Genomic DNA, 16,045 nt, shown 5'->3' on the forward strand with positions numbered 1-16,045 from the left:
CGCGGAACATATTTGGCAATAGATTAAGCTAGATTTAAGAGGTATTATAGTTAGCTATTAGATAAAAATGAGTAAGTGAGAGGCGGCGCAAAGCGCCACCTCTCAGTAAATATATCAAGTTTAAGGTATGGAGTATCGACCAATGAATCGAGAGGCTAAGTCCTTAAATATTGAAAGTAATAGTAGGACTGAAGTCATCCGAGTCGGCGTGATGCACTTTCCGAGTGTCGTTATGGGCACTGGCGATGCGCTGGTTAAAGATGCAACCTTGATGGCGATCGCAGAGATTAATCAATCGGGAGGCATATTAGGAAAAATTGTCGAACCAATCGTTGTAGATATCGCTTCTAATGACTACAACATTACGGTACAAGCTCGATACCTACTATCAGAATTGAATATTAGCAACTTATTTGGTGGCGGATCATCTTCATCTCGAAAAAGTATTATTCCCATCCTCGAAAAACATCAAGCTCAACTTTGGTATCCCTATTATTACGAAGGGCTAGAATCTTCTAGGAATGTATTTTATACGGGTGCTTGCCCCAATCAGGTTGTGCAGCCAGCAGTTAATTGGCTGCTACAAAACAAAGGAAATAGCATTTACTTGCTCGGAACCGACGGAATTTATTCACGTACGGTTAATAAAATTATTCGCGCTCAAATCAAGCAGCAAAATGGCTTGATATTGTGTGAAGACTATATCCCGCAAAATGCGTCCGAATATCACGATAGTATTGCCAAAATTAAGCATATAGTCCCTGATGCTGTCATTAGCACATTGAATCCCGAAAAATCAATAGCTTTTTTACAGCAATATGCCGAAGCTGGAATTAAAGCTGAAGATATTCCCATTTTATCAATGCGATTAACGGATGTGGAACTGTGGCAACTCAGCCAAAATATCGATCCATCTGCGATCGCAGGTCATCTTGCTTGTGCAAATTATTTTCAAAGCATAGAGACAGCCCAAAATCTTGATTTTCTGCGTAAATTCGCCATTTGGTTTGGATTAAAGCAGGAGCGATCGCTAGCAGTTAATGCGGTAATGCAATCCGCCTATACTCAAGTATTTTTGTGGAAGCAAGCAGTTGAAGCTGTCCAAACTTTTGATGTATTACCAGTTCGTAAAGCTGTCTACGATCAAATCTGTTTAGCACCTGCTGGCAAAATGATGATTGCGCTCAACCATCACATTGCCACAGCCTGTCGTGTTGCCGAAGTTAATTCGACAGGAAAATTTGAAATCTTATACACAGTCGATCCGATTAAACCACTGCCTTGGTTGGGAGCAGAGGAGTTAAATCCAAACCAATCAATCGTAGTAATTGAGATGCTTATGGAAATTGCCCAAGGCATTCAGCGAGGCTGGAAATTTGAAAAAGAAGTTCAAGATCTGGAATTTACAATTACACGTCTATTAGGCCGTGGTCAGAGTAAAGGTCGTAACCAACTAGCTCCTGAAATTACTCGCGCGGCGATGTCTAAAATGTTTAAAGCAAATCAGCGCTTACTCAAAGCGCAATCCGATCTGTTAAATGTTGAAGGTGAGTTGCGGGATGCCAATGAATTATTGGAACGGCGGATTGAGCAACGCACGCTCCAATTACAAAAGACGATCAAACGTTTGCAAAATGAGGCGGCGGATCGCCAGCAAGCAGAAGTACTGCTACGAGAAAGTCAGCAAAGATTTTCTGCGATCGCAGACAATGTGCCGGGGGTCGTCTATCGCGCAGTTTTACATCCCGATGGTAGCGTCTCGATGCCCTATATCAGCCCTCGTACTCAAGAAATATTTAGCATATCCGTTGAAGAGTTTACTGAGCATTTGGAATGGGTATTTGATATGGCTCATCCTGAAGATCGCGCAGCACTCAGTGAGATGGTAAGAATATCAGCCGAAGAACTGATGACTTTTGAGCATGAATATCGAGTCTCTAGTTTCTTTAAGAAAGTTAAATGGGTGAGAATCATTTCTCAACCCCATCGCAATCAAAATGGTGATACGGTCTGGGATGGTGTGATTATTGATATTAGTCATCAAAAACAGATCGAAGAGTCCCTTCGCCAAGCGGAAGAGAAGTATCGCAGCATTTTTGAACATGCGATCGAGGGCATTTTTCAGGCGCAAACTGATGGATGTTATATCAACGCTAATCCTGCGCTTGCGAATATTTATGGCTATGAAACTCCTACACAGCTAATGACTGAAGTGGCGGTCGATCCATATCGGCTATTTGCTGAACCACATCGTTATCAAGAATTTCTGCATCAAATTGAAACTGACGGTTCTGTGGCAAGCTTTGAAGCTTTGGTATATAAAAGCGATCGCAGTATCATTTGGATTTTGATTAATGCTAGAGCTAACTATGATGAACAAGGAAACTTTATTGGCTATGAAGGACTTGTTCAAGATATTACAGAGCGCAAGAAAGCGGAACAAGCTCTCAAAGCCGAGCAAGAAAAATCTGAAAATTTATTGCTAAATATTTTGCCAAAAGAGATTGTCAATCAACTGAAGATCGGGAATAATGCGATCGCTTCAAGATCGGAAAATGTCTCCATATTGTTTGCGGATATTGTGGACTTCACAGCGCTCTCTTCGCAAGTTTCCCCTAATGACTTAGTGACTATGCTCAATGGAATTTTCTCTTCTTTTGACATGCTTGCCGATCAGTTGGGATTAGAAAAAATTAAAACAATTGGTGATGCCTATATGGTAGTTGGAGGATTGCCAACTGCCCGCTCCGATCATGCAGAAGCGATCGCTGAGATGGCTCTAGCTATGCAAAAATCAATTTCTAATTTTAACCGTGGTGACGATACTCCCTTCCGTTTACGAATTGGGATTAATACGGGTGCAGTTGTGGCAGGGGTAATTGGCATCCGTAAATTTATTTACGATCTTTGGGGGGATGCTGTCAATGTCGCTAGTCGGATGGAATCTCATGGTTTAGCAGGGGGGATTCAAGTCACACAGACAACCTATGAGTTACTCAAAGATAAGTATAACTTCTGGCATCGCGGCAAAATATTTGTTAAGGGCCGAGGTGAAATGGATACCTATATGTTGCTTGATAGTAAGTCTCAACTAAAACCTGATGTATTGGAATTAAGCCAAGAGGTGTCGCAAAGCATCTCTGCTTCGGTATAGTGATCGATATATTAGAACCTATTTTCAGCACTTTGGGCTCAAAGCAGAACCAAAAAAACTTGTTAAAAGTGTTGCTTTGCAACACTTTTAACAAGTTTTTTTTGGTTCGTTTGGTCGGAAATTACTATGTTTTTTTTGCCTTCCATTACTAGTAAAATATGGGCTTTAAGAACTAATGTGTAGATTCTACTTGATCTCGCAATACATATCCCACGCCGCGTACTGTATGTAATAAACGTTTAAGATTGCTTGCTTCTAATTTGATGCGTAATGCGCGAATATAGACTTCGATGATATTTGACTCACCCATAAAGTCGTATCCCCATACAGACTCTAGGATTTGATCACGGGTTAAAACTTGATGTGGATGTCGCAACATAAATTCCAGAAGATCGAATTCTTTGGCAGTTAGTTCGATCTTTTGATGAGCGCGATAGACCTCGCGGGTGAGGCGATTAAGAGTTAAATCGGCAAACTGTAAGTTGTCAGAAACGTCAGAAGACATTCGACGTAATCTTGCTTGGATTCTAGCCAGTAGTTCTTCAATACTAAATGGTTTAACTAGATAGGGCTTGCTGAAAAAGAGACTAAGCGGAAAGTAGTGTGCAAAGAGGAAGAAGGTAACACTTTGACGGGTGCGACCTTCATATGATACCTTCTCAAATTAGCGAAATCCTTGCCTAGTAAAGCTTTCATCAAATCCATTCAAAAATTATTTCCTGAATTAGGGAAAGCCAGAATCCTTACACAGTAACGGGTTATCAAGTGGAGGTCGCACCCACTTTGACTGTCTACCAGAAAATAGCCAAGAAAGAGAACTAAAGCTAAAGAGTTGTTTCTCAAAAGGAAGAAGAAAGAGTTGCCAGCAAAACATAAGCAAAGAAAAACCGAAAAAAACAAGCCGCTTGAGCAGCGATTCCAAATTCATCACCAAGAAATTGATAGCGATCGCGGTTTCCGAAGTATTGGCTAACTTAGTCATCACGCAGTCTAAGCCAAAGCGACGCTTAGCCTGCCCAAACTTGCCTTCAATGTGATTGCGAATCTTAGCATCTTCAAGAGATTGCTTGCGAATGACCGCCAAATCATCGGGTACAGGTCTGCCCAAAGGCGGAGCCGTAATCCGAATACCCAAATTTCGACAATAGGCGCGATTGCTGCGAGTGCGGTAAATCTGGTCAAAGTAAACCGCTTCAGGGTAATGTCCAAAGCGAGATTTAAACAATTCTACTTGATGCTGTAAATCCCCCGATTCATTGAAGTTATCCCAACTGAGATGGTCGAGAAATACCTTGCCATCAACACAACTAACCGAGAGTTTGGCTCCAAACTCTACAGGTGTTCCCGCCTTGCCTCGAACAATGGGACGCACATGGGGTTGAGTGAGACTAACGATACGAGCTTCAATGCGATGACAACGTTGGTCATACATCCATTGTTGTTGTCGAAATACTTCACTGACCACCAACAAACTCCGATAAAGATGCTTGCTCAACTCTGTCAGTAATGCACCTGCGGATACCAAAGAATCAATATGACCGAGATTGCGACGTACATATCCCAATTGTTGCCGAATTGCTTTGCGTAACTTTTTGCCCTTGGTTTGGCGTTGTTTGGTGATGGCTAGATAGGCTGTCCTTGCTTGAAGACGATAGGTGCGCGGTTTCTTTGGTAATTGGGCTTTCACTTGTTCGTAAAGTGCATCAACGATCTTTTCGGTGACTACTCTTGCTTGATTCAATAGGTTGATGTCAGTGGGATAACGAATATCGGCTGGCGCGACTGTTGCATCTAGTAGCAATTTGCCTTGGTTCGGTGGTTCTTCTTCTTTCTCTTTCTCTTCTTCTTGACCTTGACCTTGTCCTTCTTGCTTCGATTCGATTGACCGTTTTACGATCTGTTCGTTGATTCTGCCGATGATCTCTAGGTTCAATCGTTTGCGAAAGTGTACCATCATGCTGGCTTCAAAGGGGGCTTTGTCGCTGTATTCTGATATCCCTAGAAAGTATTGCAAATATGGGTTCTCGCGGATCTGTTCTACTGTCTCTTCATCGCTTGTCCCTAATTTCTCTTTGATGATCAGCGCTCCCAGTGCCATCCGAAAACTCTTGGCTGGCGCTCCTTCTCCTGCACTGAATTGTTCTGCATATTCATTCTCAAAACTTTCCTATGGGATTAGTTCTGCTAACTTTACCCATCGATTCTCTCCTGATAGTTTCCCATTAAATGGAAGATAGAAGTTCTCGAATGATAGTTGTCCTTTGGCGGAACGTCGGCACATAAGATTTTATTGCTGCAAGGCTTTTTCTTGCTTTTATGCTTTTTCCTTGCATTTTATCAGTTTTTATCATCCTTGAAAACCATTAATATCAACTGTTTCTGCCTTTCTCAGCAAGCCCTATCTAGATCGACCCTTTGTGACTGGCGATTACATCCGCCTACCAGGAGGAGAATTAGGCAAAGTAGAAAGTATTGGTTTGCGATCGACCAAAATTCGCTCACTTGGTACTGGCACAATTATTGTCATGCCCAATTCGATTTTAGTTAGTGTCGAGATTGAAAATGTGACTCTTGCAAAAAAAATTATGGTGTTACTATATATGGATTTTGCGGCAGTTTTAGGGGAACGCGAACACGCTCTGGTGCAGCAAGTAATTATGGAGAAAACCTCTTCATTATCAGGAATTGATGCGAATAGCACTAATATTTCTGATGCTGATGGCACGGGTAAACGATTGCGCGTTAGCTTCGCAATTCTCGGCTCTCAAGATAATGCGATCGAGGTGCGTAAACGTTTACTAGAGCTAGCAAGTGTCGAAATTGCGAGATCTCTTTCCGAACAGGGAATTGTTTTTACGATGGAAGATCCGACAATCTATGTCCAGTCACCACTTACCATTTGATTAATGTGATAAATTAGGGATATCCCTTTGAGAAGTCGCAAAAAGAGAGTGGCGCGGCTTCGTGTCACTCTCTTTTTGTGTTATGTTTCTGTCAACCAGTAAAACTGATAACCTTGCAGAACAATGCACTCATCATGTTGAGATGGCTTCTTACCGCTATATAAATCGATAAACTGACTATAGGCGCTAAAACCTGTGTGACTTAAATCTGACAGGTCTAAATATTGCGGATTGACATCAAAATTAGCTAGAACAAGCACTTTCTCGGATGGACGCTGATGATCGAATCGAATAAAACCAAGTAGATGTTCGTTCTCTAATTGCAGTAATTCGCGGTTATTAAAGTCAGCAAATGCAGAGATTTCTTTGCGAATAGAAATCATCTTTTTCATGGCAGTGAAGATTGCATACTTTTCTGTGCCTTGTTTTTTGCGTAACTCCGCTTTTTCCCAATCAATTTTTGGACGGTGCACCCAGCGATTATCATTGCATTTGATAGGATCTTCACTAAAGCTGTAATCATTAAGTACGCCTAATGCATCACCGTTATAAATCATAGGAATTCCACCAAAGGAGAGAATAATTCCATGCAGCAAGAGAATTCGATTAATAGCTTCGGAAATCAATTTTTTATCTTCAGTCTGTAATGCGGATTCTAACCCGACTAGGGAAGCCAGTGAACCACAGATACGCCCATCACCAGTGGATTCATTGTGCATAAATTCCAATCCTCTCGCTGAACCGTCAAACTTACCGCTAAAGTAATCAATTAAAAAGCGTCTGTGAGAATGAGGTTCGTAGCCTGCTAAGCGAATATCATTGTCGTCAAAGCCAAAACCAATGTCATCATGACAGCGTACATAATTCAGCCAAGTCGCTCGTTCCAATTTATTGGGCAAGCTCTTTATACCTTGACTGAGGAGCTTTGTGTTTTTTGTAGCAACTCCATCCCAGAGTAATGCCATTAAAGTTGCATTATAGGCAATTTCGCACTCTTTGGCAACGATCGCATCTTCGCCAAAATACTTAATTACTTCAATGGGAGCAACGATCGCTTCGGCAATAAATAACACTCCTGGGGCAGTCACCTGACAACAGTCCTTCATTAACTGCAAAATCAGATGTGCCTTGCGCTCATTTTGGCAAGAAGTTCCAATCTTTTTCCACAAAAAGGCTACCGCATCGAGGCGCAACACGTCCACGCCCTGATTTGCCCAAAACAGAATAATATCAAGCATTTCAATGAATACAGTGGGATTGCTGTAATTCAAATCCCATTGATAATCATGGAAAACTGTCATCACCCATTTTCCCATTTCAGGATTCCAAGTGAAATTCCCTGGATCGGTTGCAGGAAAAACTTCTGGCATACTCTGCTCAAACATATCAGGGACTTCTCGACCTTCAAAAATATAGTAATAGTCTTGAAAACGACTATCGCCCTTCATGGCTTGCCTTGCCCATTCATGTTCGTCAGAAGTGTGATTGAGAACTATATCTAGAACCAGCAAAATATCTCGCTTGCGGAAATCTTCGGCAATAAGACGAACATCTTCCAAATCACCCACACTCTCATCAATTTGGCGAAAATCACTGACCGCATAGCCACCATCGCTTTTACCATCAGGGCATTTCAAAATCGGCATAATATGCACCATATTGATGCCCAATTCTTGAAAATAACTGCTTTTGCTCACTAGATCGCTGAGGTTGTCAGCAAATCCATTGGAATAAAGCGCCATCCCCACCCATTTTTGGGACAAAAACCAGTTGTGGTCTTTTTCTCGCTGAATATCCAAACGCTCTAATTCTGGAGAGCGATCGATGTAGCCTTTCGCCATAGTTTCCACTAGACGCAACATTTGCAATTTAAAATCATCGCGATGTCCATACAGTGTATAGAAAAGCGAATGGATTGCGTAGAAATTTGCCCCAAGACGAGTATAAAAATGTCGCAAATCTTGGCGACGAATTTCAGGCTTTAAATCGTCAAGGATAGAATTTAAAAGTGAGTGAGAAATCTGCTCGTACATGGAATTGTCCTCGAATCTTCTGTTTTGCTAATTATTTTTTTGCTAGAACTTATACAAGTAATTTTTGTATGTCTGGATGGTAGTGGGCAATCCCTTCCAAAATTCCTCCGCTGTAGTTCCCATTCATGCCCAAAAAACCACCCTTGGCTAAATACAAATAGTTTGTATTCCCTAGTTCCTTTGCTTGCCTTTGAGACTGTTCAATAACATCCTCATGGGCATTTGCAACTAAAATAGAAGGCACGGAACTAATCAACAATGGCATATCATTACCACTGTCACCCGCAAACACTGTATTGCTGTAATCAAAACCCAGTTGGTTCATCAGAAATTCCACGGCATGAAATTTAGTTGCATGAGCTGGCAATATGTCTAATAAGCCGATCGCTTTGGCTTCATCAACGCTATAGATTAAACTGGCGGCAATATTTTGTTCTTCAAGGCGAAGTTTGATGTAATGCTGTAAAGACTCTTTTTCGACCTCTAAGGGCAGATAATAACTGAGTTTAAAACGGCTTTGTTGATCGGGTTCTTGTAAAATCAAATGCGAGATTTCGGTTAAATCCAGAAACAATGGCTCTAAGTCTATAGCATTTAAACCTTGCCAATCCCCCGCGATCTTTTTTGACCAGCTTTGCCAAGATTTCCAGCGATCGCCATCGAGTTGATAAATCGTGCTACCAACATCGCCAACAACCCAATGAGGTGCTGGTAAATCATACTCTTGAATTGCTTCTTGGATTAATGTCAAATTCCGACCGCTCACATATACCAAACATACTTCTAGACGGCTTACAAAAAGGTTAAATATTGACCGCGCTTCAGGGGATTCTGGTTGGTTTCCATTCGGTAATAAGGTGCGATCGAGGTCAGTACAAATCAATAATTTCTGCATAAGTTGTGTTTGAATTGGTTGAAAATTTTATAGTAAGGATAGCCCCGCCGAAAGCGGGGCTATCCTTCTATAAATTAAAGAAATCATAGTGGGCGATCGCCTCTAAAATTCCACCAGCATGGGCGCTATCCGCAAAATAAACGCGATCGGTATCGTTCAAGGCTAATAACTCTTCACGGTGAGGATTATCAACTACTACACCCAAAGTATTACCGCGCAGCATATCTGCATCGCCACCCGATCCACCATTTACCAAAACCTGCTCCAATGGAATATTCCATTGTCTAGCGACATATCGCAAAGCCAGTCCCTTAGAAGCTCTAGCAGGTACAAAGTCTAAATATTGACCAAAGGAAAGAGTTGTATTCACAGACAACTCCTGTTGACGCAATAGGGTTAAAATTTCCTCCATTGGCGGTGCAATGTTCGCATCGTAGTAATAGGAAACCTTAAACCGACTTTGCTGATCCTTCTGTTGCAGCGTTATACCTGGCAAGGGATCGATAATGCGGCGTAATACTTGCGGTGTCCATAAACGATCAATATGATAATGCCAAGCAACATCGGCAGTAAATCGAGGCGGATAGTAAATCTCGGTGCCTAAACTGGTAATTAAAACATCAGGAGTGGGAATACCATAGGTTTTCAAAATTTTGAGAACGGAATCTAAGCGGCGACCTGTGGCGATGCCAAATAAAAACTTCCGATGTTGTTGGCGAACAAGTTGAATAAATTGCGACAACGCTTCCGCATCCCCCAATAGGGTATTGTCGATCGCTGTAAAAATCGCCCGCTTGCGATACTGACTTGATTTGGTTAGTAATGCTGGCTTTGGTAAAGGCTCCTGTTTTAAGATTAACGGTTGAATCTTTTGGATATAGGCGTGAGCGTGAGCATCCCATGAATAGAATTTGGCAACACTTTTTAAACCATTTTCGGAAAATTGCTGCCAAAGCGTAGCATCTTCGAGGATTTTCAATAATGCTTCAGCGATCGCCTCTCCATTGAGAGGATCGACCAATAAACCGTTATGACAATTACCAATGATATCTACTGGACCACCATTTTCTGTGGCAACTAAGGGCAATCCACTCGCCGCAGCTTCTAATAGAGTTAATCCAAAAGGCTCAGTTAGAGCAGGATTCACAAAAATGCCTTTGGAGTTAGCCGCTAATCGATAAATATCCGCAACTTCACTAGAGCTATGATGTTTCGGTAAAGCGACTAGCCCATAAAGATCATAGCAATCCATTACCAGCAATAACTCAATTAAAACATTTTGCGCCCCTTCATTCAGTTCCCGAATATCGTCGCGATTGCCTGCCACAACTACTAAATTAGCTACTTCTTGAAGACGTGGCGATCGCCCATAAGCTTCTAGAAGTGTGACAATATTTTTGCGCTCATCGGGTCGGCATAGGGCAAGAATAATTGGCTTATCAGGATTATTGAGAAACTTTATTAAAACATCCTTGAAAGCGATCTCCTCATTGCGATCGGTCGATGGATAAAACTGCTCTAAATCGGTTCCAGGAGGGATAATCGCCATTTTTTCTGGCGTATAATAATCGTAAAGTTCGTACTGATCTTCAATTTCATTACGAGTGCTAGTAATTACCAAATCAGCATTACTTAAAGTATCTTCTTCCGCACTCACCCTCTGGAGCATATGATAGCGCTCTTCGACCTGTTCTAGCGTCATCCCAGAGGCAAGCAATCTTCGCAGTTTATCCCGTCCCAAAGAATGCCCTGTATGGATTAGCGGCAAACCTGTTAAATGGGAAAGGCGCACTCCCACATATCCCGCATCGGCGTAATGACTATGGATAATGTCAGGCAATCGTCGCTGTTCGAGTAACCATGTAAATAGGCGATCGGTAAGGCTATCAAGATGACTCCATAATTCTTCTTTGGGAATATAGGCTTCAGGACCTGCTTCAATCCGCACAATCTGGACATTCTCTGCTAAATCTTCAGTCACTGCGCTATAGTCAGCATCCACAGCATCATCAATGATCAGCCTCGTGACCAAATCAACGCGCTCTACATTCGATTGCTTGCCAAGAGCTTTAGCTAGTTCCACAACATATTTTGTCTGTCCTCCAGTATCGGCATCTCGCCCTAGTTCCAGATTTTGACCTCTAATCAATCCATGAACGCTGATGAGCAGAATATACAATGGCTTGTTCTCGGAGTTGTTGAACATAATTCGTCAACCTAAATATAAACGACAACAAAATTTGGGCGAATAATTGGGGCGATCGCACTAAAAATGCTTGATAATCAACGCTTAACACGCCAATTTCGCAAATATGCTCCTAAAAAATTACTCAATAATAAATTACTCAATTCACCTTAGCATCTGAACAAACTAAAAATTTAGAACTCACGAATCCTCTAACACCATTTTCATCAACTACTTCTGTCCAATATCCCACAAAGCCTTTGTAAGTAACAATAGCACCTGTTCGCAAAGGGCCAATTATTGGGGATGACAAACTAGCAGATTGGCGGATGTTCAGATTTGAACCATCTAATGTTTTGACTCGCATTGTCCCATTAAATGTTGAACTTTCATCGGAACTTACTCTCAAATCTCTAGTCCGCACCCATCCTGTTAGCCCTCCCTTTAGTCTGATTTCCGACCAATCTCCAGTTCTATCAGAGATTTCAAAAAGAACTTCAGTTCCAGCAGAGACAAGTTTAATAACCTCAGCACCGCGATCGTCAGCATAGTAGTTTGGATGTTTAAAAACTTCTGCTCCACCCTCAACATTTCCAATAATTCTAAAGGCAGTATTACAAATATTTGTCGGCTCATTTTCTCTCAAAGCCTCCTCAAATCCATTAGCACTTGTGGTAATGGATAAAGGCAAACAGACTAAAAAAGCAAACAATAGATTAAAATATAATGGAGATTTCATGTTGTTAGTCTTGATGTTTACAATATTTACAACAGACTTTATTTTTGCCTATTAATCTAGATTAACGCAAAAAAGCTCAAATATTTATTAAGTAAGTAAGACTCAATTGGTATTTCAGATAATTGTTTTAGATTGAAAGACTGTAATGAACGTTTTACAATAAGTTTATCCGTAGCGACCTCCAATGTTTGAAATTTCTATCACGCAAAACTCGCACAAACTTCGATCTTTTGATTGAGGCTGACATCCATCAAAGTACTATCAAGCCAATACTTTCCAAGCCAAATCTCAGAACTAGAGAACATAATGAAATCACTTATTAATCTGCTTTTTAAACCTAATCAAAAGATAAACAAGAATGAGGAATTTATCTTAATTTTTCTAATAATTTCATTGGTGGGTTTGATTGCGATTCTCGACTATTTTACTGGTTCTGAGATCAGATTTGGATTAATGTATGTAATACCAATTCTTCTGTCTGCCTCAATTAATAGACGTTTCGGCTTCATCATTGCTATTGTTACTGCGCTATTAGCCCTTTCCATGGATTTATATTTGCAGCATTACTCCGATCGTCATATTTACTATATTTGGGAATTAATTACACGAGGGACAATTTTTACTCTTGTTGCTCATTTACGATCAAACTTGATGTATTTCATACTGAGAGAAAGTGAATTAGCCCGTACCGACCATCCAACGGGTGCTATGAATTTGCGTGCATTTAGCGAACAGTTAGAAACTGAAATCTATCGAGCAAGTAGATATTGTTGTCCACTGACGATCGCTTACATTGATATTGATAATTTTAAGACGATCAACGATACGCTTGGACATAGCGAAGGAGATAGAGTTCTTTGTGCTGTGGTTGCAACAATCAAGTAGCACATAAGAAAGTCAGATATAATATCACGGCTAGGCGGTGATGAATTTGCAATTCTATTGCCAGTTGCAGATTGGGATGATTCGCATACGATCGTCAATACGCTCCGAGATCATCTAATGGATAAAGCCCATAAAAATAGTTGGACTATAACATTTAGTATCGGCGTTCTAATTTGTATCGAAATACCTCCTAACGGAGAGCAATCGATCGAAGCCGCCAATAGTTTAATGTATAGCGTCAAGCAACAAGGAAAAAATTCAATCAATTATTCCCTATTCAGTAAAAATAATTAGAAATTGGAATTCAAAAAATGATAGAGCCAGGTTTACAAGAAATATTAATCGAAGAGAATCTTAAGCAATTCTTACTAGTGCTTTCGGTCTCACTGAGTGTGGCAACTTTGCCACAAATTTTTAGTTGGTTTCGCAAAATTCCCTATACATTATTATTGGTGATTGTTGGTCTAGGACTAGCATTAGCCGATGTGCGGTTGATTAATCTCTCTCCCCAATTAATTTTGTTGATTTTCTTGCCGCCTTTACTATTTGAAGCTGCTTGGAATTTGAAATGGTCGAGATTAAAGCAAGATTTAATTCCCATTGGACTCTATGCGGTTGTGGGCGTTGTGATCGCGATCGCGGGAATTGCGCTTAGCCTCAATCAATTTGCCCAGATTGCTTTACCAACTGCCTTACTAATTGGCGCTAGTCTGTCCGCAACCGATCCTGTATCCGTGACGGCTTTATTTCGAGAGTTGGGGGTGGGCAAGCGTCTAACTACTTTGATGGAAGGCGAAAGTTTATTTAATGACGGGATGGCAGTAGTTGCCTTTGGATTTTTGATTGCCTTTTCCCAAGGAACAGCCAACTTGACATTTCAGGCGATTTTCACGCAATTGCTGCTGGTCGTGGGGATTGGATTGGGAACTGGAGGGTTGATTGGGTTTGGCATTTCCTATTTGACTCAGCGTTTCGATCTACCTCTAGTGGAGCAATCGCTAACTCTGGTGGTCGCCTATGGAACTTACCTAATCACAGAAGAATTAGGCGGATCGGGAGTAATTGCAGTAGTAATTACAGGATTGATTTTAGGTAACTTTGGTTCTCTAATCGGAATGAATCCCCGCACCAGAATCATTGTTAGTGAGTTTTGGGAATTCTTAGCCTTTTTTGTGAATTCCATTGTTTTCCTATTGATTGGCGATCAGATTCGCTTTGCTAGTCTCGGTGAAAATATTGGCGCGATCTCGGTAACAATCGCCGCCGTAATTGGCACAAGGGCGATCGCGATTTATGGACTGGGTAGATTGAGCAATCGCTTTGCGAAGTCAGAGATTCCCATTGCCGAGCAAACGGTACTTTGGTGGGGTGGGCTGCGAGGCGCAGTGTCTATTGCCTTAGCATTGAGTGTCCCTGAAAGCTTTGAGGGGCGGGAGTTGGTGATTGCGTCTGTATTTGGGACAGTGCTATTTACTTTGCTCGTCCAAGGATTGACGATTCAGCCTGTTCTCCAGAAGCTAAATCTACTCCAAAAACAACCGATGCGCGAAAGATATCTAGAAATTATTGCGCGTCAGGCTGCGCTCAGTCGAGTTTTGCAACGACTGACTGAAATAGAGCAACATCCAAGGGTTGAGATTGAGTTCTATAACTATCAAGTGTCTTTGGTCAAGGGTGAGCTAACTCGACTCCAAGAGGAAATCGATCAGCTTAAAACTGAGTACCCTGAATTGTTGCCATTTATTACCGATCAATTGCGTGAAGAACTATTAGCGATCGAGGCTGACACCTATGCTGAGTTTGTGCGTACAGGTCGATTAAATCAAGAACTTCCACTATTTTTAGACGGTGAATCCCTAGAATCTTAGATCTTGAGACTTCTGTAACAAACATCAATCAGCGATCGCAATACCGCAAAACTTACAATTGGTCGGCGATCGCCTAACATCAAGACTCACAGTAATAGCGATCGGCTTGAAAAGATAGATGTTAATGCGATCGCGTTTGACTCAGAGTCAGATCTGCTGTATTTTGTCTTGAATATCTAAATTAAAATCTCAATTACATAATTTAGGAGACTGTATCTTGCTTACACCGCAGCTTAGAGGGCTTGTACTAGAAGAGATTATCTTAATCTTACTTAGCAAAGCAGGTTATCGAATCTTAAAATCTGGAGAAGATACTTCAATTAGAAATGGGAGATCAGGCTTAGAAGTAAAAGGACGGGGAGAATGGCATCAAGTGGATGCTCTAGTTGCCAATGATCATACATCTCCATTTTTGTATCCTATTAGGCTCGGTTTGGAAGCTAAAGCAAATTTTCCAACACCTCGTTCTAACGGGAGAGTGGGAATTGAAGTAATCCGTAATGCTGTTGGTGTAGTAAAAGATCTTAATGAAAATTACTTCTCTGATCGTGAACAGACTTTTAAACTGAAAAGATACAACTATGTTTATTCAATATTTTCACTTTTTGGCTTTACAGAAAATGCTCAACGTTATGCAATAGATCATCAAATTTATTTGATTCAGTACTATCATAATCGCCTTTTTGAGAATATCAAAACTTTACTTAGACAATTAGAAGGGACGAATGCAAGACAAATTAGTCAATTAAATATTAGAAGAGAGTTGAGAAATTTTTTCGAGAATCCAAATCAAAACATAGAGAATTTACAGCAAATGTTCGGGAATGAGGCTGTTTTAGTGAGAAACTTATTAGAAGAGACTCGCCAAATCAGCAGAGGTTCATATTTTGGTTTATTGAACGGTGAATATCCTATTCATATTATCTCTGAGCCTCCTATTGAAAGACTTGATGAAGATGAATATCGGGTGGAAATACGGTTGGATGAAAATGGAATGGTTATAATTAGATTAAGACAGAATAATCTCTATTTTGAATTACCTGAAGTTGTAGCTCAGACACTAAAGGAAGTGTGGCAAGATCATAGAATGGTCGCTGATTTAAAGAGAAGGAATATATCTTTCATAACTCTATCTGGAATTATAGGAAATGTTAGACGCACTATAAAGTTAATATTAGATACAAACTGGTTAGATGATTATGTATCTGCACAAAGAACTATTGAATAAAAGACGATAAATTCAAAATATTCGATAAGAGCGATCGCCTAGAAATTACGACTCACAGTCATAGCGATCGCCTTGAAAATAGATTGTTGAGATGATCGCCTAAAAATCACGACTCACAATAATAGCGATCGCCTACAGCAAACTCTTTAGCAGAT

At 40.8% G+C, this 16,045-nt stretch carries 8 protein-coding genes and 3 pseudogenes; 5 read left to right on the plus strand and 6 right to left on the minus strand.

What is annotated here, in order from left to right; translation table 11 throughout:
* Positions 1–142 precede the first annotated feature (142 nt).
* Positions 143–3,154, plus strand: a complete 3,012-nt coding sequence (locus tag APA_RS25600; RefSeq protein WP_201323303.1) for a transporter substrate-binding protein — start codon at positions 143–145, stop codon at positions 3,152–3,154.
* A 172-nt stretch (positions 3,155–3,326) separates the two neighbouring features.
* Here APA_RS25600 and APA_RS16240 read toward each other — a convergent pair.
* Together APA_RS16240 and APA_RS16245 are read right to left on the minus strand one after the other, a co-directional pair.
* Positions 3,327–3,722, minus strand: a pseudogene (locus tag APA_RS16240) (DNA-binding response regulator); the annotation flags it as partial.
* 156 nt (positions 3,723–3,878) lie between these two features.
* Positions 3,879–5,435, minus strand: a pseudogene (locus APA_RS16245) (IS5 family transposase).
* An 85-nt stretch (positions 5,436–5,520) separates the two neighbouring features.
* On the opposite strand from APA_RS16245, the gene APA_RS16250 reads away from it, so the two are divergent.
* Positions 5,521–6,057: a mechanosensitive ion channel domain-containing protein gene (locus APA_RS16250; protein ID WP_201323346.1), complete on the plus strand. Its 537-nt coding sequence runs from the start codon at positions 5,521–5,523 to the stop codon at positions 6,055–6,057.
* Positions 6,058–6,137: 80 nt separating this feature from the next.
* On the opposite strand, the gene APA_RS16255 is transcribed toward APA_RS16250, so the two are convergent.
* From APA_RS16255 to APA_RS16270, 4 genes are all read right to left on the minus strand, one after another.
* Positions 6,138–8,090, minus strand: a complete 1,953-nt coding sequence (locus APA_RS16255) for an alpha-amylase family glycosyl hydrolase (RefSeq protein ID WP_201323305.1) — start codon at positions 8,088–8,090, stop codon at positions 6,138–6,140.
* Positions 8,091–8,139: 49 nt separating this feature from the next.
* Positions 8,140–8,985 carry an HAD-IIB family hydrolase gene (locus tag APA_RS16260; protein WP_201323306.1) on the minus strand — a complete coding sequence of 282 codons (846 nt, stop codon included), beginning with the start codon at positions 8,983–8,985 and terminating at the stop codon, positions 8,140–8,142.
* Between the two features lie 67 nt (positions 8,986–9,052).
* Positions 9,053–11,191, minus strand: a complete 2,139-nt coding sequence (locus APA_RS16265) for an HAD-IIB family hydrolase (protein WP_201323307.1) — start codon at positions 11,189–11,191, stop codon at positions 9,053–9,055.
* Between the two features lie 139 nt (positions 11,192–11,330).
* Entirely contained in the window at positions 11,331–11,909 is a 579-nt protein-coding gene (locus APA_RS16270) for an SH3 domain-containing protein (protein WP_201323308.1), read from the minus strand.
* A 543-nt stretch (positions 11,910–12,452) separates the two neighbouring features.
* On the opposite strand from APA_RS16270, the pseudogene APA_RS25260 reads away from it, so the two are divergent.
* The 3 genes and pseudogenes from APA_RS25260 to APA_RS16290 all read left to right on the plus strand — a co-directional run bounded on the left by APA_RS25260 (position 12,453) and on the right by APA_RS16290 (position 15,890).
* A pseudogene (locus APA_RS25260) lies at positions 12,453–13,088 on the plus strand (GGDEF domain-containing protein).
* Positions 13,089–13,105: 17 nt separating this feature from the next.
* Positions 13,106–14,662 (plus strand): sodium:proton antiporter, encoded by a 1,557-nt coding sequence (locus APA_RS16285; RefSeq protein WP_201323310.1) that lies wholly within the window; start codon positions 13,106–13,108, stop codon positions 14,660–14,662.
* Positions 14,663–14,879: 217 nt separating this feature from the next.
* A complete protein-coding gene (locus APA_RS16290) occupies positions 14,880–15,890 on the plus strand; it encodes a hypothetical protein (RefSeq protein ID WP_201323311.1) in 1,011 nt (336 codons plus the stop codon).
* Positions 15,891–16,045: the final 155 nt, after the last annotated feature.

It is taken from the genome of Pseudanabaena sp. lw0831 (assembly GCF_016584665.1).
In the GTDB taxonomy this organism is placed as follows: Bacteria; Cyanobacteriota; Cyanobacteriia; order Pseudanabaenales; family Pseudanabaenaceae; genus Pseudanabaena.

Excerpts from the sequence above, each read along its gene's own strand:
- APA_RS16285 (WP_201323310.1), top strand. The coding sequence starts at position 13,106 with ATGATAGAGCCAGGTTTACAAGAAATATTAATCGAAGAGAATCTTAAG.
- APA_RS16270 (WP_201323308.1), bottom strand. The coding sequence starts at position 11,909 with ATGAAATCTCCATTATATTTTAATCTATTGTTTGCTTTTTTAGTCTGT.
- APA_RS25600 (WP_201323303.1), top strand. The coding sequence starts at position 143 with ATGAATCGAGAGGCTAAGTCCTTAAATATTGAAAGTAATAGTAGGACT.
- APA_RS16260 (WP_201323306.1), bottom strand. The coding sequence starts at position 8,985 with ATGCAGAAATTATTGATTTGTACTGACCTCGATCGCACCTTATTACCG.
- APA_RS16255 (WP_201323305.1), bottom strand. The coding sequence starts at position 8,090 with ATGTACGAGCAGATTTCTCACTCACTTTTAAATTCTATCCTTGACGAT.
- APA_RS16265 (WP_201323307.1), bottom strand. The coding sequence starts at position 11,191 with ATGTTCAACAACTCCGAGAACAAGCCATTGTATATTCTGCTCATCAGC.